This is a genomic window from Caldicoprobacter sp., from assembly GCF_047459465.1.
Taxonomy (GTDB): domain Bacteria; phylum Bacillota; class Clostridia; order Caldicoprobacterales; family Caldicoprobacteraceae; genus Caldicoprobacter.
The window spans coordinates 1-19,322 of record NZ_VSCO01000007.1 but is presented as its reverse complement, the minus strand read 5'-3'; the positions used below and the strand labels follow the sequence as shown (position 1 = coordinate 19,322).

Here is a 19,322-nt window from a genome sequence, read left to right as displayed (position 1 = left end):
AAAAACGACATAAATCTCCCTCAACTGGTATAGCGGCTCAACTTTTTAAAGCGTTCCACTACGTCCTTTGCTTTAGAGGCATCCCTTACCACAACCAGAATGGTATCATCCCCAGCTACGCACCCCAAAATTTCGGGCCAGTTAAGCGCATCTATAGTCGCCGCTGCAGCCTGCGCGTTGCCCGAAAGGGTTTTGACCACGATCAAATTGGAAGCGTAGTCTATGGAGGTAACCGACTCCACAAAGACGCGTATCATCTTTTCCCAGTTTTGGGAATCCATCTTGCTCATGGTGGCATACTTATAAGTCCCCGCAGGAGTAAGAACTTTTATGAGCCGTAATTCCTTTATATCCCGGGATACGGTAGCTTGAGTAACGTCAAAGCCGTGGTTTCTAAGCTCCTCAGCCAGCTCCTCCTGCGTCTCAATGTCCTTTTGCTGTATAAGTTCCAGTATTTTGGCATGGCGCTGCAACTTCATCCCTCTATCCCCCCTCCTGCCTCTGGTAAATCCGACAGCCGTTCTGCCATCTTATCTCTCAATAGGTTAAAAAAGCTGCGCCGACGTATACGTACAAGCCTGGTCTCAACCTCTGCTTTAGTTATAACTATGTTATCCCCTTTATGTACCGGCACCCCCTCCTGTCCGTCCACCGTTAGCAGGACATCGCGGCTTTTATCGGCCACTTCAATGCGGATCTCATCCTTACTATCGGTGACGATGGCTCTTGCATTCAAAGCATGAGGGCATATGGGCGTAAGCAGCAGGCATTCCATCTCAGGATTGATTATAGGGCCACCTGCAGACAGGGAATAGGCTGTGGAACCGGTAGGGCTGGATACCAAAACCCCATCTGCGGGGTAGTACCCCACAAACTCGTCATTGATGTACACCTTTAGGTGAATGATCCGAGCAAAGGAGGCTTTGGCAATGGCTATATCGTTTAAAGCCACCAGCTCGCGTATTTCCATACCCTGGCACACCAGCTTTGCCTTGAGCATCATGCGGCGTTCAATGTAATAGTTACCTTTTAGAATGGAATCCAGTGCCAGCCCTATGTCCGAAACCTCTATTTCGGTGAGAAATCCCAGCCTCCCCATATTTATACCCAAAACAGGCAGGCCATACTTGCAAGCCTGCCTGGCTGCTCTCAGCAATGTACCATCTCCACCCAGCACAAATATGAAATCCGAAAGGCTGTAAAAGCTTTCTTCTTCGACAGCCTTTCCAACATTTATAATCCGGAAAACTTCAGGTAAGACAAGGGGCTGCATTCCTTTTCGCTGTATTTCCCTTACAATAGCACTGGTCTGAACCCCATCCGGGTCTTTGGAAAAATTGGGCACAATACCGATGTTTTTCACACAGCACCTCCTCACTGGCCATGCAACAGCTCCTTATGGGCTTCTTCAACTACCTTTTCCACCTTTTGTGCCGTCACATATATGAACGGAGAGGCAGTAGCTTTATGCAGATGAGCTAAAAACTCGATGTTACCCTCCGGACCGGTAATAGGGGAATAGGTAATGTCGTATAGCGTAAGGCCAAGCTCCTGGCACGTATCTATAAATCCTAAAAGAACTTCTGTATGAACACGGGGATCTCTCACTATTCCCTTTTTGCCCACCTTTTGCCTTCCCGCCTCAAACTGCGGCTTGATGAGGGCTATGATATTGCTATCCTCCTGGACTATCTCCTTCACTACAGGAAGTACGAGCTTTAAAGATATAAACGACACATCTATCGTGGCTCCCTGAATTGGCTCGTCGAACATGTCTGCAGTAACGTACCGGATGTTGGTTCGCTCCATTACCACCACCCGCTGGTCCTGCCTCAACTGCCAGGCCAGCTGCCCATATCCCACATCTATTGCATACACCTTTTTGGCCCCGTTCAAAAGAAGGCAATGGGTAAAACCTCCCGTTGAGGCACCCACGTCCATGAATACCTTCCCCTCAACGGATACTCTAAAAACTTGAAGAGCCTTTTCCAGCTTCAGGCCACCACGGCTGACATAAGGGATTGGATCTCCTTTTATGGTAACCTCTTCATCGATCCTCACCAAGGTGCCAGGCTTATCCACCTTTTTATTGCCTACGTATACAAGCCCCGCCATTATAGCGGCCTTTGCCTTCTCGCGGCTCTCTATTAAATTTCTTCTGACCAACAGCACGTCCAATCGCTCTTTAGAAGTTGACATAAGCCCTCTTTCTATATCCGCTCAAAAATTTCTTTATTTTAAATGCTACGCTGTGTGAATCAAGTCCCAGCTCGTTGAGCAAGCGCTCCACCGAACCGTGGGGGACAAAGCTATCATTTACTCCCAAATTCATCACACACACTGGTAGTTGATGGGCAGCAACAAACTCGTTTATGCTGCTCCCGAAACCTCCCTGAAGGGCGGTATCCTCCAGGGTAATCCATCTGACTATGCAATTTGAAATATCCATAAGCAGCTGTTCATCCAGCGGCTTGATAATCCTTGCATTTACCACACAAGTGCTTATGCCATCCCTTCTGAGGATGCTGGCAACTTCCAAGGCCACCTTTAACATCCTGCCAAAGCTAAATATGCAACAATCGCTCCCATTAACCATGGTTTCCCACTTCAAGCCTTCCAGCGGCTTTACAGGAGACGCATCATCTATCCCAGTGTTGCCTTTGGGATAACGAATGGCTACCGGTCCTTCCATGGTCAAGGAATAATCCAGCATCTCCTTAAGCTCGGCTATATTCTTGGGAGCCATCACGGTGATGTTGGGTATATGTCGCAGGTAGCTTATATCGAACACCCCGTGATGGGTTTCACCATCCTCGCCTACTATGCCGGCCCTATCGACTGCCAGCACCACTGGAAGATTTTGAAGACACACATCGTGGAGTATCTGGTCGTAGGCCCGTTGCAAAAATGTAGAGTAAATAGCCACATATGGCCTAAAACCGTTAGCCGCCAGCCCCGCAGCCATCGTGACGGCATGCTGTTCTGCGATGCCTACATCAAAAAAGCGATTGGGAAATCGCTTTTTAAACTCAATCAGGCCGGTACCTTCAGGCATGGCCGCCGTAATGGCTACAATCCTTGGATCCTGCTGGGCCATCTCCACCAAGTGTTGACCAAAAGCATGGGAAAAGGTAACCTCGCCTTTTACGCTTATCTCGCCGCTGTGCACGTCAAAGGGAGGAACCCCATGAAACAGCTCGGGATTTTTTTCGGCAAAACCATAGCCCCTCCCTTTCTCGGTGACCACATGGATGAGTACAGGCCCTTCCACCATGGTAGCTCTCTTCAACACGTCAATTAGAGCTGCCAGGTTATGGCCGTCAATAGGCCCTATATAGGTAAAACCCATCTGCTCGAAGAACATTCCCGAAATCAAGAGATATTTAAAGCTGTTTTTGAACTTTTCAATTAAATTGGCAAAATATTGACCCATCCGCGGGATTTTACGTAGCAGCGAATTTATCCCCTTTTTAACCCTGGTATATCTGGGATTTGATCTGACCCTTGATAGGTAAGCAGCCAAAGCGCCTACGTTTTCGGATATGGACATCTCGTTGTCGTTTAATATAACTATGAGGTTGGTCTTGGAATGGCCAGCATCGTTTAAGGCCTCAAAAGCCATACCTCCGGTTAGGGCACCATCGCCGATCACCGCTATTACGCTGTACTTTTCATTCTTTAAATCCCTGGCACGGGCCATGCCCAGCGCAGCCGAAATAGAGGTGCTGCTATGCCCCGTATCAAACACATCGTGCACGCTTTCCTTGCGCTTTGGAAAACCGCTTAATCCCCCAAACTGGCGCAATGAATCGAACTGATCTCTTCGCCCCGTTAGTATCTTGTGCACATATGCCTGGTGTCCCACGTCCCAGATGATCTTATCAAACGGGCTATTAAATACGTAGTGAAGTGCAATGGTCAGCTCCACCACACCGAGATTTGAAGCCAAGTGCCCTCCCGTCTTGGACACTTTATCCAGCAGAAATCGCCTTATCTCTTCGGCCAGCTGCTTTAGTTCTCCTATATTTAAACGCTTCAAATCCTTAGGCGAGTCAATGCATTCTAGCAGCGGATATCTGCCCATCTAATTCTCTCTCGCTTTCATAACTGCATTGCCTTTAGAATTTTTCTTGCCGTTCAGCACGTCTATCTTTTCATTTAACAATGACAAAAAGTATGCCGTATAATACACCACTTTATCGCAATTGATGATGGCAAAGCTTTTACCCAGAGCCTTGCCCGCCACCGTAAGGGCAGCGATCAAACTACTTATTATTATGCTCAAGAGACTTTCTTCCAATGTCGTGAAGTCTGTCCCAATAATTTTCAAGGTCAATACGCCGCCAGCAGCACCGCTGATAATTCCGCAGATGTCGCCCACCACGTCGTTACAAAAGCTGCTGACCTGGTCAGCTTTCCTTATAAGGCGTATAGCTTCCTTGGCTCCGCGTATTTTTTTGGACGCCATAGACACAAAAGGCACCTCAGAGGCAGATGTCACTGCGATGCCTATTATATCAAAAACTATGCCTATTAATATGATTACGAATAAGATTAATGCTGCTACTATTAAGTTACTCATCCTTCGAATGGTGGCTTCTGAAATAAAGCTAAACGCACATGCAATGACAAACGTCAAAACGAAGACCTTTCTTGCCCATCCATTGTTGCGTTTTTTGCCATTTTTACCATTCTTGCCATTCTTACCATTCTTGCCATTCTCGTCATTTTTACCATTCTTGTTATTTTTCTGATCTTTTATTCTTGCCCTTTTTTTAGCATTAATACTCTTATATGGATCTCCATCATCCTTGGACAAGTGGTATGCACGCTCCCTATCAACTAACTATATGTATATGTACCGTGGTGGTGATGTGTTGGGTAGACTTTGCGGCTTAAGGTCCAGTAGGATTTCCCGGCAGGGTACTTCCCGTCGCCGAAGAAGCGGTTTCCCTTTAAACCCCGCCTTACCGTGTCGCCAACGGTAAAACTGGATCACCACTTAGACCACACTGTAATCCCCAACACACCGTACAGCAGTCTAGGGGCTTTCCCCGACAGCTACAGCCAATTTCTAGCCTCTTTTGCAGCATGGGTTTCATACAGCAATAGTTTCCGCACAATGGGCCCTATTGTGCCGAAACCTGATCTGTAATCCACCCATACCACTCAAGGCAGGCTACACTGTACACAGCTTTTCGCCGCGATACAGGTTCATGCCCAAGTAGTAGCAACCGATGGTTACCACCCACTTGGGTCTCCGCGGAAGATGGGTCAACGCCCGCATGCCTTTGCGGGTCGCCCACCTTCCTTAACTCCCAGCACCAACCCCCGACTGGGCGTCGAGAGCCAGCACCAGGAACTTCATCGATGTGCCCTTGACGGATTTTTAGGCCCGTCTTCAAAATTGGCCGAGCTGACTAGAATACTGCACCACCACGTAACAGATTATTTCCTTGAATAGTATTATATCATAACAGCCCCCAAAATTCAAATTTTACAGCAACAGCTTAGCTATCACAAAGCCCAAGATGGCGCCCACTATGACTTCTATGGGCGTGTGTCCAATGAGTTCCTTTAACTTTTCCTGCGGAACGTCCTTGCCCTCCTGCAACCTTTCCAATATCTCATTGAGCACGGCGGCCTGTTTTCCAGCCGCCCTCCTTACTCCTGCCGCATCGTACATGACCACAAATGCAAACACCAAAGACAGCGCAAATATATCGGAATCATAGCCATTTATTTCTCCGAGCGCAGTAGCCAAGGAAACCACAAGGGCAGTGTGAGAGCTGGGCATGCCGCCCGAACCCACAAACCTGCGCAGATCCAATTTTTTATGGGTCAACACCGTCAAGATCACCTTGGACGTCTGGGCAATAAACCACGCCAGAAAGCTTACCCATAAAGCCGAATTAGAAGCAAGCTGCTTGAGCTGTTCCATCCAGCACCTCCTATTTCTGGCGCCTCAAGACATAATAGGCAATCTCTTTTAGAAAATATGCATCTTTGCCGAAGCGTTCCAGATGGCTTACCGCTTGTTCAATCAAGTCCTGTGCCATACGCTTCGACTCCTCTAAACCATACAGAGCCGGGAAAGTAGCTTTTTGGCGCTTCTCATCCCTGCTGGGATTTTTGCCCATATCGGTTACATTCCCTATAACATCCAAGATGTCATCTACTATTTGAAATGCTAGCCCGAGGTTTTGCCCGTATTTTGCAATGGCATCCTCCACATCCTTCTCGATGAGCTCAAGCATGGCACCTGCCCTTACGGCAGCTTCTATCAGTGCTCCGGTCTTGTGGGTGTGAATATAATAAAGCATATCGGGCTGGACATCTTTTCCTTCTTGCTCAAGGTCAGCCACCTGCCCACCAATCATGCCATGAAGCCCCGCAGCCCTAGCTATCACAAAAGCCGCTCTTACATGGCGTTCCAGCTTATGGGGATATTTCATGGCGTTCTCCAGAAAAACCTCATAGGCCAGGTTAAGGAGAGCATCGCCAGCCAATATGGCTATCCCTTCCCCAAACACCTTGTGATTGGTTGGCATACCCCTGCGCAGATCATCATCGTCCATGGCCGGCAGATCGTCGTGTATCAATGAATAGGTGTGAATCATCTCCAGCCCGCAGGCCAGCGCCATGGATTCTTTGATGTCTCCTCCTACCAATTCATGGGCTGAGAGCAGCAGCACTGGCCTTATGCGTTTCCCACCAGCAAATAAGCTATAATTCATTGCCCTGAATAAAGTAGGGGGACAATCGCGATGCCTCTCCATCAATTTCTTCAAAGCGCTCTCCACCAGTTCCAGTTTATTGCTGTATATCTCGTCAAAATTCATACTTCATCTCCCTCAGCAGGTATAAAAGGGACTTCCTCAATTTTACCCTGATTCTGTATAAGCAGTTTTACCGTCCCTTCAGCCCTTTCCAGCTTCGCATTGCAGTGAGCAGAAAGGCTAACTCCCCGTTTAAACAGCTCAATAGCCTCATCCAGCGATAAATCGTTGGATTCAAGGCGCGATATTACCATTTCCAGCTCTTTCAAAGCCTCTTCAAAAGTCAACTCTGATATATTCCTATTACATTCCTGACTCATGTTACCCCATACACCCCACTCTCTATTTCCTCCACCCTACAATGGGCACGTCCATCCTTGAAATGAACCGTGATGTCATCTCCCCGGTTTAACGATGCAACCGAACACACCGTCCTTTCGGATGGTTTTAAGGTTATAAAGGCATAGCCGCGCCCCAAAACGGCCAGAGGGCTTAACGCATCCAGCGCTGCTGCCAAGCGCGACAGCCTCTCCCTTTTGTAAGATAGCACATCGTTGAAAGCAGCACAAAGTCTTGTATAAGCCTGATCCAGCTGCTGCCTGCGCTGCTGCATGATCCTGTCGGGGTATCGAAATACGTAGCTGGATTTGAGATGTTCCAAACCCTTTCGCTTGTGCATCAGCATGTTGCGCATGGCTTCCATCAGCCGGGAGTTTAACCCGGACAGCACTTCTTGAAGATGCTGAAACATGGGCACCGCCATCTCGGCAGCAGCCGAAGGGGTGGGTGCCCTCAAGTCTGCCACAAAGTCAGCTATGGTGAAATCGGTCTCATGTCCCACAGCCGATATCACCGGAATCCTGGAGCGCCAGATTGCTCGAGCCACTACCTCTTCGTTGAAAGCCCACAGCTCCTCCAGCGAGCCTCCTCCTCTACCCACAATGATGGTATCGATATCGTCTCTGGTGTTGACATAGTCAAGAGCAGCCGCTATCTGTGCAGGTGCGGCAGAACCTTGAACCAGCACGGGAACCACCAGTATGTCCACACAAGGGCACCTGCGCCTTGCCACCTTTATTATATCCCGAACCGCTGCCCCCGTAGGCGAAGTGATAACCGCTATTTTCCTGGGAAAAGTGGGAATAGGCTTTTTATGCCGCACATCAAAAAGCCCTTCAGCCTTCAACCTCTCCTTTAAAGCTTCAAAAGCCAGATATAGCTCGCCTATACCGTCCTTTTCGATGTCCATTACGTACATCTGGTACTGTCCGTCCTTACAATAAAGGGATACCTGTCCCCTTACCAGCACCCTCATCCCATCGGAGGGTATAAAGGCCATCTCCCTTTGATTTTGTCTAAAAAACACGCAGCGTATCCTATCCTGCTCGTCCTTTAGGGTAAAATAAATATGGCCTGAGGTGTGCACCTTTAGGTTAGAAATCTCGCCGCGCACCCACACGTCCTGCAGTATAGGGTCCCGCCCCAGCAAACCGCGCACGTATTCATTTATCTGATGGACCGAAAAGATCACTCTACCCATTTTCTCTCCGCTGCCAAAACGGTATTTTCCAAAAGCATGGTAATGGTCATTGGCCCAACCCCACCCGGCACAGGCGTGATCCAGCCCGCTACCTGGCAGGCATCCTGGAAATTGACGTCTCCCACTAATTTATCATCCACCCTGTTTATCCCAACATCTACGACTATAGCCCCTGGCTTTATAAAGCTGCTGTCCACCAGGTTTGGCTTCCCCACAGCAACCACCAGTATATCCCCCTGCCGGGCTATTTCCTTTAAATTAACGGTCTTTGAGTGGCAAATGGTAACGGTGGCGTTATGCCGAAGCAGCATCAATGCTACAGGCTTTCCTACTATATTGCTTCTCCCTATTACTACAGCATGCTTGCCAGCTATGGGCTGGCCGGTCTCCTGTATAAGCCGAATGATGCCTTTGGGAGTACAGGGTTCAAGACAATCTTCCCCTATCATCAGCCGGCCCATATTGACCGGATGAAAACCATCTACGTCCTTAGCGGGGTCAATAGCATTTATGATCGCATTGGTATCTATCTGCGGCGGCAAGGGCAGCTGTACAAGTATGCCGTGTATGGTTTTGTCGGCGTTTAGCCCGTATATGTACTCCAACAAAGTCTCTTGAGAGGTATTCTCATCCAGCCTAATCACCTGAGAGTATATTCCCACTTTATTACAGGCCTTTTCCTTGTTGCACACGTATACCGCTGAAGCTGGATCATTTCCCACCAGTATAACGGCCAAACCAGGAGTTATGCCCTTCTCCTTTAGCCTCTCTACCCTTGATTTTATATCCTCCCTCAACCGATTGGATAGTTCTCTTCCATCAATTACTCTTGTTTCCAATATTATCCTCCTCCCCTAGACCGCCTGTAAAGCTTTAAGCCCAAAAGGGCGGTACCCACCGCATTATCCTTTGAGAGCAATGGATCGGCAAAATAAAGGCGTATGGATTCATCCCGTTTTCTTAGCCTATCAACCAGCTTTTGGCGAAGTATGGCACTCGATGCCACGCCCCCAACCAGCAGCACATCCTTCACATTCGTGCCGGGGATGTCCATAGCATTCAGTATCCACCTCTCAAGGGTGCTTACAAGGCAATTGTATACCGCTATAGCCACATCTGCCTTATCAACCCCTCTGTCAAGCAGCCTCTGGGCATGGGTTTCCGGCCCAGAGAAGCTTATGGTCAGCCCTTTAACAGAAAAAGGGATGGTCACATATCCATCCTTTCCTCTTCGCGCTAGTTCCTCCAAATGAGCCCCTGCTGGAAACTGAAGCCCCATTGCTACCCCTATCCTGTCGACAAACTGGCCAGCATGAAGATCCTGGGTTGCCCCCAGTATTTCAATTTCAAAACCTGTACCCACATCATTAACTTTTAGCAGCTCCGATGTGCCGCCCGACAGATGTATGGCTAAAAAGCGCTGGCTGCATGGTCCTCCAGCAGAATAGAGCCCTGCCTGGATATGGCTTTCCTGATGGCTGACAGCATAATATGGAATGCCGAGCATGTTGGCAAAGGCCTGTCCTGCAAGGTGGGATACCATGAAAACCGGCATGTAGGAACCTTCTACTGGACGCGGCCTGCAGGTGGCGCACACGGCCGCCAGCTCATTCTTGGGATCGATGACCCTTGCAACCTCGCTAGCCATATGGGGTAGCCGGTGCAGATGCTGAAATAACGCCTTTGACTGTTGCAGGCCTCTTTGTCCCGGCTCTACTTCCAGGGGAATCTGCCTGCTTAGCAGGATATTTCCATCCAAATCCACCAGAGCAATAGACGTGGTATAACAGCTGGTATCCATGCCAAGGATGCATCTCACTGCGGGTTCTCCTCTACCTTGACATTTTCATCTAGAGACATTTGTTCCTCTGTGGCGATTTTGTGCTGCAATGCAGTAGGGTTGTCAGTCGTAACCTCATAGCCCGATGTGGTTTGTTCCTTATGCATAACATGTTGTTCTGGTACAATCTGCCGGGAGCGAATAAAACCTCCCAGCACCCCATTGACAAACCTGCCGGATTTGTCGTTGCTGAACTTTTTGGCCAGCTCCACCGCCTCGTTTATGGAGACGCTTACCGGAATATCATCGCGGTACAGGATTTCGCACAGAGCCAACCTCAGTATGGCCAGGTCCACCTTGGCAATCCTAGAAAATTCCCACCCTTTGGAGAAGGACCTTATATGGCCATCTATTTCCTCTGCATGGGTTTCAAATAAGTTCAGCAGGTTCAATATGTATTCCCTGTCGTTTTCATGTATAGAGTAATGCGGTTCCATCTTAAGCAGTAAATCGATGTCGGCTTCTCCCGACATGTCCTTCTGGTATAAAAGCTTCATGGCCACTTCCCTTGCATCTTTTCTAGCCATGTCTTTCCTCCTAAACGCTGCTATATTTTTAAACATGGAATTTTTGAATTTGAACATTACATTGTGTCGGAAAACTTTTTAAAAAACGTGCGCAGCTTGCTGCTCCCATCGTACAGGCTTCCTACAAAATAGCCAACGCCCATACAGATAGCCAAAAAGACCGAACGCCAGAAGCCTACCATCAGCACGAGTATCCCGAATAGCAGTCCAGCCAGCACCCCTATAACCTTCCCTTTATGGGACTTAAAAAAGGCATACATATCTCCACGTTCCACAGGGACTCCCTCCCTATTCTACCCTCGACCGCTGAAGAGCAGCAAGGTTGTCTACATACACATATACCTCTTTCACCAAGATGCCAGCAGTAGCCTCGACATATTCCTTAACCTTCTTTTGTATGGCCTGGCTTATCTCGGGAATATTGACATCCGGCATAAGCTGCATGCTAAGGCGTATCCTTATACCATCAGGTTCGGCCACAACCAGGCTTTTTACATCCTTTACTTCGCTAAATCCCCTCACGGCTTTTTGTACCAGCGTATCCAGCGTACTTATCGACACTCTTATCATACCCAGTTCCGTGTTCTTAATAAGGGTACCTGCAAAGTTGGTACGCCTTTGCCTTAAAAACAAAAGTCTCAGGCTTGCCAGCAAAAAGGCAAGGGAGACTAAGAAAACCGCCACAGCAAAGCCCCAATTGTATTGAATGCCGTTTATGTACTCAACTACGCCGGCAAAGGGTATAATCCCTACCGCTATAGCCATCAAAGCCAGCGACACTATGGCAATTAAAAACGTATACACTACCAATAATATCCTATCAGCCCAGTTTATCTTCATGTTTTTTCCCCCTCAAATTAACGGTTATGTACTGTTCTTCTCCTTGGTAAAAACGTGCCAGCCCAGGCATCTTACATATTTCAGCCATCAAAGGCTTTACTTTAGCTTTTCCACGGCTCGCGTTAAAATTAACCCTCTGATAGGCTCAGAGGGTCGAAATTTTATGTATTTTATTATTGCTTCTTGTCCCCTTCCTCGTCCTTGATTTCCCTATCGAAACTGACGCCTTGAACGTGCACATTGACTTCCACTACCGACAATCCCGTCATGGTTTCTACTGCCTTCTTCACGTTTTCTTGAATATTCCATGCCACCTCGGGTATTCTGACGCCGTAATCAACTATGACATAGAGGTCAATAGCTGCCTCTTTCTCTCCTACTTCCACTTTTACTCCTTTTGTCAAGCTCTTACGCCCCAGCTTTTCAGCAATGCCGCCCGCCATGCTACCGCTCATGGCTGCAACCCCTTTTACCTCGGTAGCAGCTAGCCCTGCAATGATGGCTACCACTTCATCTGCAAAGGTCACCTTCCCGTATTCTTCAACTTTGTTTTGCACGACTTCGGACATGGTACCCACCTCCCCGACATATTTTATTACACAATGTTATTATAGCAAAACGGGCGCTGTTTTACAAACTTCTTCCTTATAATTTGGGTATAATTTTTATATTTTCTGGTTTATGGCCCGATTCGCGGCGAACTATATCAAGAATCTGCGCCACTTCCTCTTGTTGCAGGTCCGGTTTATCTACTATAACGTTGACTGAATCCTTGTGGAGGATTACCACCACATCCTTAAACCCCTTTGCCTTGATTAAGGCCTCTATGGCCAGCTCCTTTTCCATGTTTTTGGTAATCTCCAGCAATTGTGCCTGGGCCTCTTTCTTAATCTCAGGGTCGGATGCTGGGTTATCCAATATCTGCCGTATGTACTCTATCTCCTCCTTACGGGTGTTTTCCCTCTCCAGCCTGTAGCTTGCAAAGAAATTTGCCGAACTGATGGCTGCTACTTCGGTCGCATCTTCCTCTTCCTCCGTTGAATCTTCCATGTCCCTGACCACTATCCCATCCATTTCATCCTGCTGGTTTACCGCTTCTTGCACATTTTGCCCATTCAACGCGCTTTGATTGTAAACCAAATTTAGATAACCTGTGATGATCAACAATACAACAAGGATCCCCATAACCACGCTCTTTTTCCTTACAACCAGCATCTCCATCACTCCTCCACTCCATTTGTCTCCATCTCAAACACTTCAACCTGCTGGGCACTGACCCCCAGGGCTGTCTGGACCGCTCTTATAAGGTCCAGCTTTACGCGCACGTCCCTTGCCCCTTCGGCGATGACTATCACGCCCTTAATCTCAGGCTCCATCTCCTTGATGACCAACGGCTGTGCGTTACCGGCTTCACCGATGGTGACGGTTTGGCTGTTGATATCCCTCTGTGATACCCTTCGCGTTCCACCGCTGCTATCCTGTTCTTCGGTCACCGTCTCCGACTGTGTGGTATTCATGGCGGTGACTATTTCCTTGCTGGATTTATAGGTGATCATGACTTCTACTTTTCCCACCCCTTTGATGGTCGATAGCTTTTTTTGCAGCTTAAGCTCCTGCTGGTCTTCATATCCATCCTGCCCCACCCATTGTACCCCTCTATTGGCTTGGCCGTCGGAGTCAGGCACGGAAGGAGATGCCCTGTTGAAGTTTGATGCATACACGCTGAGCACCACTGCCACAAAGAGTAGGGCAATAACTATCTCCACGTTTTTTAAACCTTTAAGCTTTTCTGCTGCTTTCTTTAAAAAGCCTAGGTGTTTCACGGCAGTTCTCCCTCCCGGACCTTAGGTTTATCATCGTTTTGGCCGGCATGTGAATTATCTCGAAAATTTACCTCTATTCTGCTCTGGTCAATGCCGTATATGCTCGATAAAAGCGCCTTGATCTCCTGTTGCTCCTTTGATACCTGGGCAGGCTTATCAGCTTGCAAGGCATTGGCATCCTTTGTGCCTATATCGATGCGCACCGGTTTAATATGGCTTTCTGCCGAAGTGCCGACATCTACGTACACTTTGAGAATATCCGGCAGCTGGCTTTCATGGTATAAGCCTTCATCTGCTTCTACACGGACTTTTACTTGCTCGTAACCTTTAATCTGCTTGATCTGCTGCTCCATATGGGATTCCATAGTTTGTATAAAATAATCCATTATTTCACGTTGTTGCTGACCTTCCAGCCATTTTATCTGATAACTCATATTTGCAAAGTCCATGGTTGCAAAGGCCTGAGCAGTGTATTTCTCCAAATTGGGCAACTGGTCAAAGGCTTTAAAGATGGGCTGAAGCATTGCGGCCAAAATGGCTATGCCTATCAAAAACCTGACATACTTCTTCATGCTGCCGCTCGGCAGCAACAGGTCTACCGCTGCACCCAGAATGCTCATAACCGCCAGATTGAGGATCCACCCGCCAATCGAAGGGCTCACACCTTTTACCACCTCCCTGGAGTTATGCTTTCCCTTTTTACCAACGCACTATCATAGAGCTTATCTCATCATGGTAGCGGCGTTCCCAACGCCAATGACCAGTGTTATGGCCAGGAAGAATACCATGGCCATTCCGGCTACCGTTATGGCGATTATTATCATCATGTTGCCGATGTCATTCAGGCAATCGGCGATGCGCTTATCAGTCACCGGCTCCAATACCGCGCTGGTGAGCTTATATATGGCCATGATGCCCAGTATCTTTAGCACTGGATACAGACATATGGATGCTATGACCAGCAAACCCACAAGGCCCACCGCGTTTTTTATCAGCAACGAACAGCCCACCACCATGTCAACCGCCTGCGCAAACATCTTCCCTACAACCGGCACAAATGTATCAACCGCAAACTTGGCCGTCCTGATAGATATACCATCAATGGATGCTGCCATCACCCCTTGAACGATCAGGGCACCCACAAATACGGTGAATATAAGGCCTAGTGACCATTCGCAAAGGTTTTTTAGCAACGAGCTTAAGCGGTTGAGCTGAACCTTGTCGCTGATGTGGTTCACCATGATGATGACTGCCGAAGCAAGTATCAAAGGGAACATGATATGTTCTATCACCATGCCCATAAAACCCACCAATAGGCCAACGGTAGGCTTCAAAATGGCTGAAGAGGTGATCCCTCCGATGGAGACCAGCAAGGCCAGCAGGACAGGAAAAAAGCTATGGGTAAATGAGGCCATGGCCTCAACAGCTTTCCGTCCTGTCTCCACCGCCGACATGATGCTATGTATGACCATTAGTACCACTACCATATAGCATGCAAAATAAGCTACTTCAGCTGTCGAGACGCTTTGGAATGAATCCTGCATGTTTTTGAGCACGCCGCACACCACGGCCAGAGCTATTATCCTTGCTATCAAGGCCAAATTTGACATGACCTCTCTGTAAAAGATGCCCATTATATGAAGCAAAAAATCCCTTAGGTTAAAGTTAAATTGTCCTGTAACTATCTTTTTTATCAGGTCGCGGGCACTACCCTCCTGAAAAACCGGGTTGCCCTGCTGCTGACCCTCTTCTATGAACTCGTCCCATCTTTCAACGCTTAACTCATCCAGCTGTCGGTCTATGATTGACCGCATTTGTTCCCTTATATCTTCTAAACCTCCATGATACTCGGGGTTTGCAAAAACCATTTCAGGCAAGCACAACAGTAATGATAAAAGAATAGCAAAGGCTTTCATGAGCTTTATCCCCTCAAGTGAGAACTTGCAATATCACTTCAATCAATCCCACAAGAATTGGGATGGCCAAACTCAGTATTATGATCTTGCCGCCCAGCTCTATCTTAGAAGCTATGGCGTTTTCCCCCGCATCCTTACATACCTGGGCACCAAATTCGGCGATATAAGCGATGCCTATAGCTTTAAGCACCACAGACAGGTGTGACTGATCAAGGTTAGCTTGCCGGGCCATGTTATCCAGCACGGCAACTATGGCCACCAGCCTTCCCGTTATCATGAGCAGCATTATGGCTCCAGCGGCAATCGCTATAAATAAACCGAGTTCAGGTTTATGTTGCTTCAGCACCAGCGCCAAAATGGCAGCCACTATTCCCAATCCCACCAGCTGAAAGACCTCTATATCCATCATGTGCTCTCCTCAGTAAAGCTGGAATATGTTCTTGACATTGTTGAACAGCCTGCTTATCATGTCTATCACCATCAGCAGAACCACCACTATACCCGCTAAAGTTACCATCATGGATATCTCCTCCCGTCCCGCCCTGTTGAGCACATGATTGAGTACCGAGACAAGTATGCCTATAGCAGCTATTTTAAATATTATGTCGACGCTCATCCCGATGCGCACCCCCGTCACAGCAGTATTATGGCCAGGGCTAATCCGCCTAACACCCCTAAACTCCTGTACATGTTGCGGTATTTCGAACAGGCTTCTTCAGCCTTCTGTTCCTGACCTTTTAGCTGGCTTTGAATGATTTGGAAATACCTTTGCTGACTGTCCCTGTCGCTTACTCCCAGCACCTTCCCAAAGTTCAGAAGGATTTGAGCATCCTCATCAGTTATATGAAGATGACTTCTCCAACTTCGCAGGGCCTTTTCCCATGCCTCGGCAGCTGTGGCGCCGCTCCTTTGCTGCAGCCTGCGGCTAAAGTCATTAAAAAATTCCTTTACTCCATCTTGTGAAAGGACAGCTGCCCTCTCTACCGCCTCGGGCAAAAAGTTGGCGTAGTTGATAACCTCGCTCTCCAGATGTGCAAATGCCATACGCAGCAGCCTGAGCTCCTTAACCCTCAATGAATATCTATTGGCGGCTTGCATCCCCAAAAACGAGCAGCATATCACTATCATCAAGCTTGATAATATCTTGATAAAGGCCATGATAGCTACCCCCTCTCAACGAACGGGCCTATCTAGCAGATTGTTTAAAGTGTGGCCGTCGTATATCTTCTCGACCGTACCCACCCCCAGGGAATTCCCCAACACGATGATTCTTTGGAATATCTTCTTGTCCAGAATCTTTGAGAGAATGGGCCGGCGCCGTGCCTCCTCTATATCGCTGCCATGAGCTGTTGTAATTATCTTTATACCTGCATTGAGCGCCTCCTCAATGGCCTCCACATCCTCGGCCTTGCCGATCTCGTCGGTTATTATGACAGCAGGTGACATGGAGCGGATGAGCATCATGATGCCCTCTACTTTAGGGCAGGCATCTAGCACATCGGTTTGAAGCCCCACGTTGTTCTGTGGAACCCCTTGAAAGCAACCTGCTATCTCTGAGCGTTCGTCCACGATTCCGACCTTCACGCCCCTAAAGCCGGGAAAACCATCGCTCAGCTGTCGAGCAATATCGCGGATAAGAGTGGTCTTGCCCATCTGGGGTGGAGACAGCACGAGAGTATGATGCACTTCTCCTCCAGAAACGATATAGCGGATAACTTTGTCGGCAACCCCTATTATTTCTCGGCATATGCGTATGTTAAAGGAATTTATATACTTTAACGTCTTTATTTTGCCCCCTTCCAACACGGCTTTGCCAGCCAGTCCTACTCGATACCCACCCTTTAAAGTTATGTACCCGTTGCGCAGCTCTTCCTCCACGGCGTATATGGAATAGTTGGAGACGCGCTGCAGTATGCTTTGGATATCGCTGTGATTTACATAATAAGCCTTCTCCGGCGAAGGACACAGCTCTCCGTCAGGCCCCAGATAGTAGCTCTTCCCCCGGCCATGTATGATCAGCGGTCGCCCTTCACGTATCCGAATTTCTTCCAAGTTTTCGGCAACATCCTGGGGAATTCCATCTATTATCCTCCCAATGTTTTCGGGCAGCACATCGAGTATTACTTGCTTCCATGCAATCCCCGAAGGATATCGGCTGTATACCATATACAACTCGTCCTCCCTTTTAATAAATATCTATGTCTTGGGCTAAAAGAATATCACCAAAAATAAAAAAAGCCGGTGCGTTTTGCACCGGTCCTCCTTAATAGCTCATTCCTCATTTTCGTCTTGGTCGTATTCATCATCATCTTCTTCTTGGTATATTAGCTTTCCGCAGTTGGGACAGATGAGGTCATCCTCTTCTTCAAATGCCTCCTCCTCGAAATAAACGGTTTCTTGGCAGTGAGGGCAGACCACTTCCACATAATGGGCATCTTCATCCATGTCCTCGCCCTCATCTTCACCATATATATCGTTTTGTATATCCGTCAAATCTTCATTGAGGGCATCAAGGTAATCATCCTGCTCGGCCTGAGAAGTTTCAAGCTCATTTATGGCATCAACTATGTCCTCCAGCAGTTCGATAATGTTCATGAGTATCCTGGCTTCCTTTGTATCTTCTTTGTGCAGCCCCAATCCTTCTGCCAACCCTTTGATGTAGGACATCTTTTCTCCTAAATTGTTGTTCATTTAATTTCCTCCCTTTAAAATAGTATGACTATCCCGGCTTGAAACGCATGATTTCACTTTATACTATTCCCCTTAAACCCTTTCTATATACTCGTCGTTTCTGGTATCGATCCTGATCACGTCCCCAGTATTGACAAACAGCGGAACCTGAATGACAGCCCCTGTTTCCAAAGTCGCCGGTTTGCTACCACCTGTCACCGTATCTCCCCTTACGCCCGGCTCGGTATCGATAACTTTAAGCTCCACAAAGTTGGGCGGCTCCACCGTAAAAGGCACTCCTTTATAAAACTTGATGGTGACGATCATGTTTTCCTTTATATACTTCATGGCGTCTTCCACTTGATCCCTGTTTAAAGGTATCTGTTCATAGGTTTCGGTATCCATAAAGTAGTACAGGTTACCATCGTTGTACAGGTACTGCATCTCCTTGGTCTCTATATGAGCTCTGGGCACCTTTTCAGTAGGGTTGAAAGTGCGCTCCAGCACGTTGCCCGTCACTATGTTCTTAATCTTGGTACGCACAAACGCAGCTCCTTTTCCAGGCTTTACATGCTGAAAATCGACGATTGTATATACCTGCCCGTCCAATTCAATGGTTACGCCTTTTCTGAAATCACCTGCTGCAATCATATCCATAATCACCACTTCCTTTCCTTAAGAATAGTTTTATCCCTCAATGATTTTTTCAATAAAATCATCAACCGGTATGAGCTCCACTCCATTTAATGACTCTTTTAACAGCCTGTATTTTTCTTTATTAATATATTTTTCTTCAATCCATATACTATGGACTCCTAATTTGCTGCACAATTTGGAAAGAAAATTGACAGCTTCATCCCATGATGCGTTGAGAACCTTAAAGCCCGATTGCTCCGCCTTACATAGCTGGTCCGCCTCGCCATCCATAACGATGAGATAGCGCACCAGAGAGTGTACGAATAGCATAGCTTCATTTGCCCTAAAGCCGGAATAGTATTCCACATCTTCAGGGTCGGTAATCAGGGCTGCATTGACACCATCATGGTTCTCCATTTGATCCAACAACCTGCTCATTGGCGACTTCATCATAATGTGTGAGCGCAAAAACTCTTTTAGAGGAAGAGAAAGGCGCTCTTCCCCCCTTTCTAGCTTTTCTTCTTGAAATATTTAGCAAAATAATCCAGGGCTAGCAGATACCCCTCAATGCCCAAACCGGTGATCTGCCCTATGCATACCGGCGCTATAACTGAGTGCCGGCGAAACTCTTCTCTGGCATGTATATTGGATATATGTACCTCTATGACGGGCAGTTTTACAGCCGCCACGGCATCCCGTATGGCATAGCTGTAGTGGGTATAGGCACCTGCATTGAGAATGATGCCATCCC

28 protein-coding genes are annotated in these 19,322 nt (G+C 47.7%); 1 reads left to right on the top strand and 27 read right to left on the bottom strand.

Annotation, left to right across the window (positions count from 1 at the left end):
* Positions 1–20: 20 nt before the first annotated feature.
* From FWJ59_RS01195 to FWJ59_RS01175, 5 genes are read right to left on the bottom strand one after another with little or no spacing between them, the layout of a single operon-like run.
* Positions 21–479 carry an arginine repressor gene (locus tag FWJ59_RS01195; RefSeq protein WP_414480159.1) on the bottom strand — a complete coding sequence of 153 codons (459 nt, stop codon included), beginning with the start codon at positions 477–479 and terminating at the stop codon, positions 21–23.
* Positions 476–1,363 carry an NAD(+)/NADH kinase gene (locus FWJ59_RS01190; protein ID WP_414480158.1) on the bottom strand — a complete coding sequence of 296 codons (888 nt, stop codon included), beginning with the start codon at positions 1,361–1,363 and terminating at the stop codon, positions 476–478. The genes FWJ59_RS01195 and FWJ59_RS01190 overlap by 4 nt, the downstream gene beginning before the upstream one ends.
* An 11-nt stretch (positions 1,364–1,374) precedes the next feature.
* Positions 1,375–2,199: a TlyA family RNA methyltransferase gene (locus FWJ59_RS01185; protein ID WP_414480157.1), complete on the bottom strand. Its 825-nt coding sequence runs from the start codon at positions 2,197–2,199 to the stop codon at positions 1,375–1,377.
* Entirely contained in the window at positions 2,186–4,069 is a 1,884-nt protein-coding gene (gene dxs / locus FWJ59_RS01180; RefSeq protein ID WP_414480171.1) for a 1-deoxy-D-xylulose-5-phosphate synthase, read from the bottom strand. Before dxs ends, FWJ59_RS01185 begins: the two co-directional genes overlap by 14 nt.
* Before the next feature lie 15 nt (positions 4,070–4,084).
* Positions 4,085–4,819: a hypothetical protein gene (locus FWJ59_RS01175; protein WP_414480156.1), complete on the bottom strand. Its 735-nt coding sequence runs from the start codon at positions 4,817–4,819 to the stop codon at positions 4,085–4,087.
* Between the two features lie 450 nt (positions 4,820–5,269).
* Between FWJ59_RS01175 and FWJ59_RS01170 the strand changes: the two genes are divergently transcribed.
* Positions 5,270–5,464 (top strand): hypothetical protein, encoded by a 195-nt coding sequence (locus tag FWJ59_RS01170; RefSeq protein ID WP_414480155.1) that lies wholly within the window; start codon positions 5,270–5,272, stop codon positions 5,462–5,464.
* Positions 5,465–5,497: 33 nt separating this feature from the next.
* Here the strand turns inward: FWJ59_RS01170 and FWJ59_RS01165 are convergent, their stop codons facing one another.
* The 22 genes from FWJ59_RS01165 to FWJ59_RS01060 form a co-directional block, all read right to left on the bottom strand.
* Positions 5,498–5,941, bottom strand: coding sequence for a divergent PAP2 family protein (locus FWJ59_RS01165; protein WP_414480154.1), 444 nt, complete (start codon positions 5,939–5,941; stop codon positions 5,498–5,500).
* Between the two features lie 10 nt (positions 5,942–5,951).
* Positions 5,952–6,842: a polyprenyl synthetase family protein gene (locus tag FWJ59_RS01160; protein ID WP_414480153.1), complete on the bottom strand. Its 891-nt coding sequence runs from the start codon at positions 6,840–6,842 to the stop codon at positions 5,952–5,954.
* Entirely contained in the window at positions 6,839–7,099 is a 261-nt protein-coding gene (gene xseB / locus FWJ59_RS01155) for an exodeoxyribonuclease VII small subunit (RefSeq protein ID WP_414480152.1), read from the bottom strand. The genes FWJ59_RS01160 and xseB overlap by 4 nt, the downstream gene beginning before the upstream one ends.
* Positions 7,096–8,319, bottom strand: coding sequence for an exodeoxyribonuclease VII large subunit (gene xseA / locus FWJ59_RS01150; protein ID WP_414480151.1), 1,224 nt, complete (start codon positions 8,317–8,319; stop codon positions 7,096–7,098). Before xseA ends, xseB begins: the two co-directional genes overlap by 4 nt.
* Positions 8,307–9,158 (bottom strand): bifunctional methylenetetrahydrofolate dehydrogenase/methenyltetrahydrofolate cyclohydrolase FolD, encoded by an 852-nt coding sequence (folD, locus tag FWJ59_RS01145; RefSeq protein WP_414480150.1) that lies wholly within the window; start codon positions 9,156–9,158, stop codon positions 8,307–8,309. Before folD ends, xseA begins: the two co-directional genes overlap by 13 nt.
* Positions 9,159–9,160: 2 nt before the next feature.
* Complete coding sequence (locus tag FWJ59_RS01140; protein WP_414480149.1) at positions 9,161–10,138, bottom strand: O-sialoglycoprotein endopeptidase; 978 nt, start codon at positions 10,136–10,138, stop codon at positions 9,161–9,163.
* A complete protein-coding gene (gene nusB, locus FWJ59_RS01135; RefSeq protein WP_414480148.1) occupies positions 10,135–10,686 on the bottom strand; it encodes a transcription antitermination factor NusB in 552 nt (183 codons plus the stop codon). Before nusB ends, FWJ59_RS01140 begins: the two co-directional genes overlap by 4 nt.
* A 56-nt stretch (positions 10,687–10,742) precedes the next feature.
* Positions 10,743–10,961 (bottom strand): DUF2273 domain-containing protein, encoded by a 219-nt coding sequence (locus FWJ59_RS01130; protein WP_414480147.1) that lies wholly within the window; start codon positions 10,959–10,961, stop codon positions 10,743–10,745.
* Between the two features lie 13 nt (positions 10,962–10,974).
* Positions 10,975–11,526, bottom strand: a complete 552-nt coding sequence (gene amaP / locus FWJ59_RS01125) for an alkaline shock response membrane anchor protein AmaP (protein ID WP_414480146.1) — start codon at positions 11,524–11,526, stop codon at positions 10,975–10,977.
* Positions 11,527–11,699: 173 nt separating this feature from the next.
* Positions 11,700–12,095, bottom strand: a complete 396-nt coding sequence (locus FWJ59_RS01120; RefSeq protein ID WP_414480145.1) for an Asp23/Gls24 family envelope stress response protein — start codon at positions 12,093–12,095, stop codon at positions 11,700–11,702.
* Between the two features lie 76 nt (positions 12,096–12,171).
* Positions 12,172–12,741 (bottom strand): SpoIIIAH-like family protein, encoded by a 570-nt coding sequence (locus tag FWJ59_RS01115; protein WP_414480144.1) that lies wholly within the window; start codon positions 12,739–12,741, stop codon positions 12,172–12,174.
* A 5-nt stretch (positions 12,742–12,746) separates the two neighbouring features.
* Complete coding sequence (locus FWJ59_RS01110) at positions 12,747–13,349, bottom strand: stage III sporulation protein AG (RefSeq protein WP_414480143.1); 603 nt, start codon at positions 13,347–13,349, stop codon at positions 12,747–12,749.
* Positions 13,346–14,011, bottom strand: a complete 666-nt coding sequence (gene spoIIIAF / locus FWJ59_RS01105; protein WP_414480142.1) for a stage III sporulation protein AF — start codon at positions 14,009–14,011, stop codon at positions 13,346–13,348. Before spoIIIAF ends, FWJ59_RS01110 begins: the two co-directional genes overlap by 4 nt.
* Before the next feature lie 60 nt (positions 14,012–14,071).
* Positions 14,072–15,265: a stage III sporulation protein AE gene (gene spoIIIAE / locus FWJ59_RS01100; RefSeq protein WP_414480141.1), complete on the bottom strand. Its 1,194-nt coding sequence runs from the start codon at positions 15,263–15,265 to the stop codon at positions 14,072–14,074.
* Positions 15,266–15,278: 13 nt separating this feature from the next.
* Positions 15,279–15,671 carry a stage III sporulation protein AD gene (gene spoIIIAD / locus FWJ59_RS01095; RefSeq protein ID WP_414480140.1) on the bottom strand — a complete coding sequence of 131 codons (393 nt, stop codon included), beginning with the start codon at positions 15,669–15,671 and terminating at the stop codon, positions 15,279–15,281.
* Between the two features lie 12 nt (positions 15,672–15,683).
* The gene (gene spoIIIAC / locus FWJ59_RS01090) at positions 15,684–15,881 is read right to left on the bottom strand and encodes a stage III sporulation protein AC (RefSeq protein WP_414480139.1); all 198 of its coding nucleotides are present in this window, start codon (positions 15,879–15,881) and stop codon (positions 15,684–15,686) included.
* A 17-nt stretch (positions 15,882–15,898) separates the two neighbouring features.
* Complete coding sequence (spoIIIAB, locus tag FWJ59_RS01085; RefSeq protein WP_414480138.1) at positions 15,899–16,423, bottom strand: stage III sporulation protein SpoIIIAB; 525 nt, start codon at positions 16,421–16,423, stop codon at positions 15,899–15,901.
* A gap of 15 nt (positions 16,424–16,438) precedes the next feature.
* Positions 16,439–17,431: a stage III sporulation protein AA gene (gene spoIIIAA, locus FWJ59_RS01080; protein WP_414480137.1), complete on the bottom strand. Its 993-nt coding sequence runs from the start codon at positions 17,429–17,431 to the stop codon at positions 16,439–16,441.
* A 105-nt stretch (positions 17,432–17,536) separates the two neighbouring features.
* Positions 17,537–17,956 (bottom strand): CD1247 N-terminal domain-containing protein, encoded by a 420-nt coding sequence (locus tag FWJ59_RS01075; RefSeq protein ID WP_414480136.1) that lies wholly within the window; start codon positions 17,954–17,956, stop codon positions 17,537–17,539.
* 72 nt (positions 17,957–18,028) lie between these two features.
* The gene (gene efp / locus FWJ59_RS01070) at positions 18,029–18,586 is read right to left on the bottom strand and encodes an elongation factor P (protein WP_414480170.1); all 558 of its coding nucleotides are present in this window, start codon (positions 18,584–18,586) and stop codon (positions 18,029–18,031) included.
* Between the two features lie 36 nt (positions 18,587–18,622).
* The gene (locus tag FWJ59_RS01065) at positions 18,623–19,009 is read right to left on the bottom strand and encodes an aminopeptidase P family N-terminal domain-containing protein (RefSeq protein WP_414480135.1); all 387 of its coding nucleotides are present in this window, start codon (positions 19,007–19,009) and stop codon (positions 18,623–18,625) included.
* A 71-nt stretch (positions 19,010–19,080) separates the two neighbouring features.
* A partial coding sequence (locus tag FWJ59_RS01060; RefSeq protein ID WP_414480134.1) for a type II 3-dehydroquinate dehydratase occupies positions 19,081–19,322 on the bottom strand: 242 nt, incomplete at its 5' end.

Bases quoted from the DNA above. Each gene is read 5' to 3' on its own strand.
- FWJ59_RS01165 (WP_414480154.1), bottom strand. From the start codon at position 5,941: ATGGAACAGCTCAAGCAGCTTGCTTCTAATTCGGCTTTATGGGTAAGC.
- spoIIIAD (WP_414480140.1), bottom strand. From the start codon at position 15,671: ATGGATATAGAGGTCTTTCAGCTGGTGGGATTGGGAATAGTGGCTGCC.
- spoIIIAC (WP_414480139.1), bottom strand. From the start codon at position 15,881: ATGAGCGTCGACATAATATTTAAAATAGCTGCTATAGGCATACTTGTC.
- spoIIIAA (WP_414480137.1), bottom strand. From the start codon at position 17,431: ATGGTATACAGCCGATATCCTTCGGGGATTGCATGGAAGCAAGTAATA.
- amaP (WP_414480146.1), bottom strand. From the start codon at position 11,526: ATGAAGATAAACTGGGCTGATAGGATATTATTGGTAGTGTATACGTTT.
- xseA (WP_414480151.1), bottom strand. From the start codon at position 8,319: ATGGGTAGAGTGATCTTTTCGGTCCATCAGATAAATGAATACGTGCGC.
- nusB (WP_414480148.1), bottom strand. From the start codon at position 10,686: ATGGCTAGAAAAGATGCAAGGGAAGTGGCCATGAAGCTTTTATACCAG.
- FWJ59_RS01195 (WP_414480159.1), bottom strand. From the start codon at position 479: ATGAAGTTGCAGCGCCATGCCAAAATACTGGAACTTATACAGCAAAAG.
- xseB (WP_414480152.1), bottom strand. From the start codon at position 7,099: ATGAGTCAGGAATGTAATAGGAATATATCAGAGTTGACTTTTGAAGAG.
- FWJ59_RS01170 (WP_414480155.1), top strand. From the start codon at position 5,270: ATGGGTCAACGCCCGCATGCCTTTGCGGGTCGCCCACCTTCCTTAACT.
- FWJ59_RS01115 (WP_414480144.1), bottom strand. From the start codon at position 12,741: ATGCTGGTTGTAAGGAAAAAGAGCGTGGTTATGGGGATCCTTGTTGTA.
- efp (WP_414480170.1), bottom strand. From the start codon at position 18,586: ATGATTGCAGCAGGTGATTTCAGAAAAGGCGTAACCATTGAATTGGAC.
- spoIIIAB (WP_414480138.1), bottom strand. From the start codon at position 16,423: ATGGCCTTTATCAAGATATTATCAAGCTTGATGATAGTGATATGCTGC.
- FWJ59_RS01120 (WP_414480145.1), bottom strand. From the start codon at position 12,095: ATGTCCGAAGTCGTGCAAAACAAAGTTGAAGAATACGGGAAGGTGACC.
- FWJ59_RS01075 (WP_414480136.1), bottom strand. From the start codon at position 17,956: ATGAACAACAATTTAGGAGAAAAGATGTCCTACATCAAAGGGTTGGCA.
- FWJ59_RS01160 (WP_414480153.1), bottom strand. From the start codon at position 6,842: ATGAATTTTGACGAGATATACAGCAATAAACTGGAACTGGTGGAGAGC.
- FWJ59_RS01185 (WP_414480157.1), bottom strand. From the start codon at position 2,199: ATGTCAACTTCTAAAGAGCGATTGGACGTGCTGTTGGTCAGAAGAAAT.
- spoIIIAE (WP_414480141.1), bottom strand. From the start codon at position 15,265: ATGAAAGCCTTTGCTATTCTTTTATCATTACTGTTGTGCTTGCCTGAA.
- FWJ59_RS01065 (WP_414480135.1), bottom strand. From the start codon at position 19,009: ATGAGCAGGTTGTTGGATCAAATGGAGAACCATGATGGTGTCAATGCA.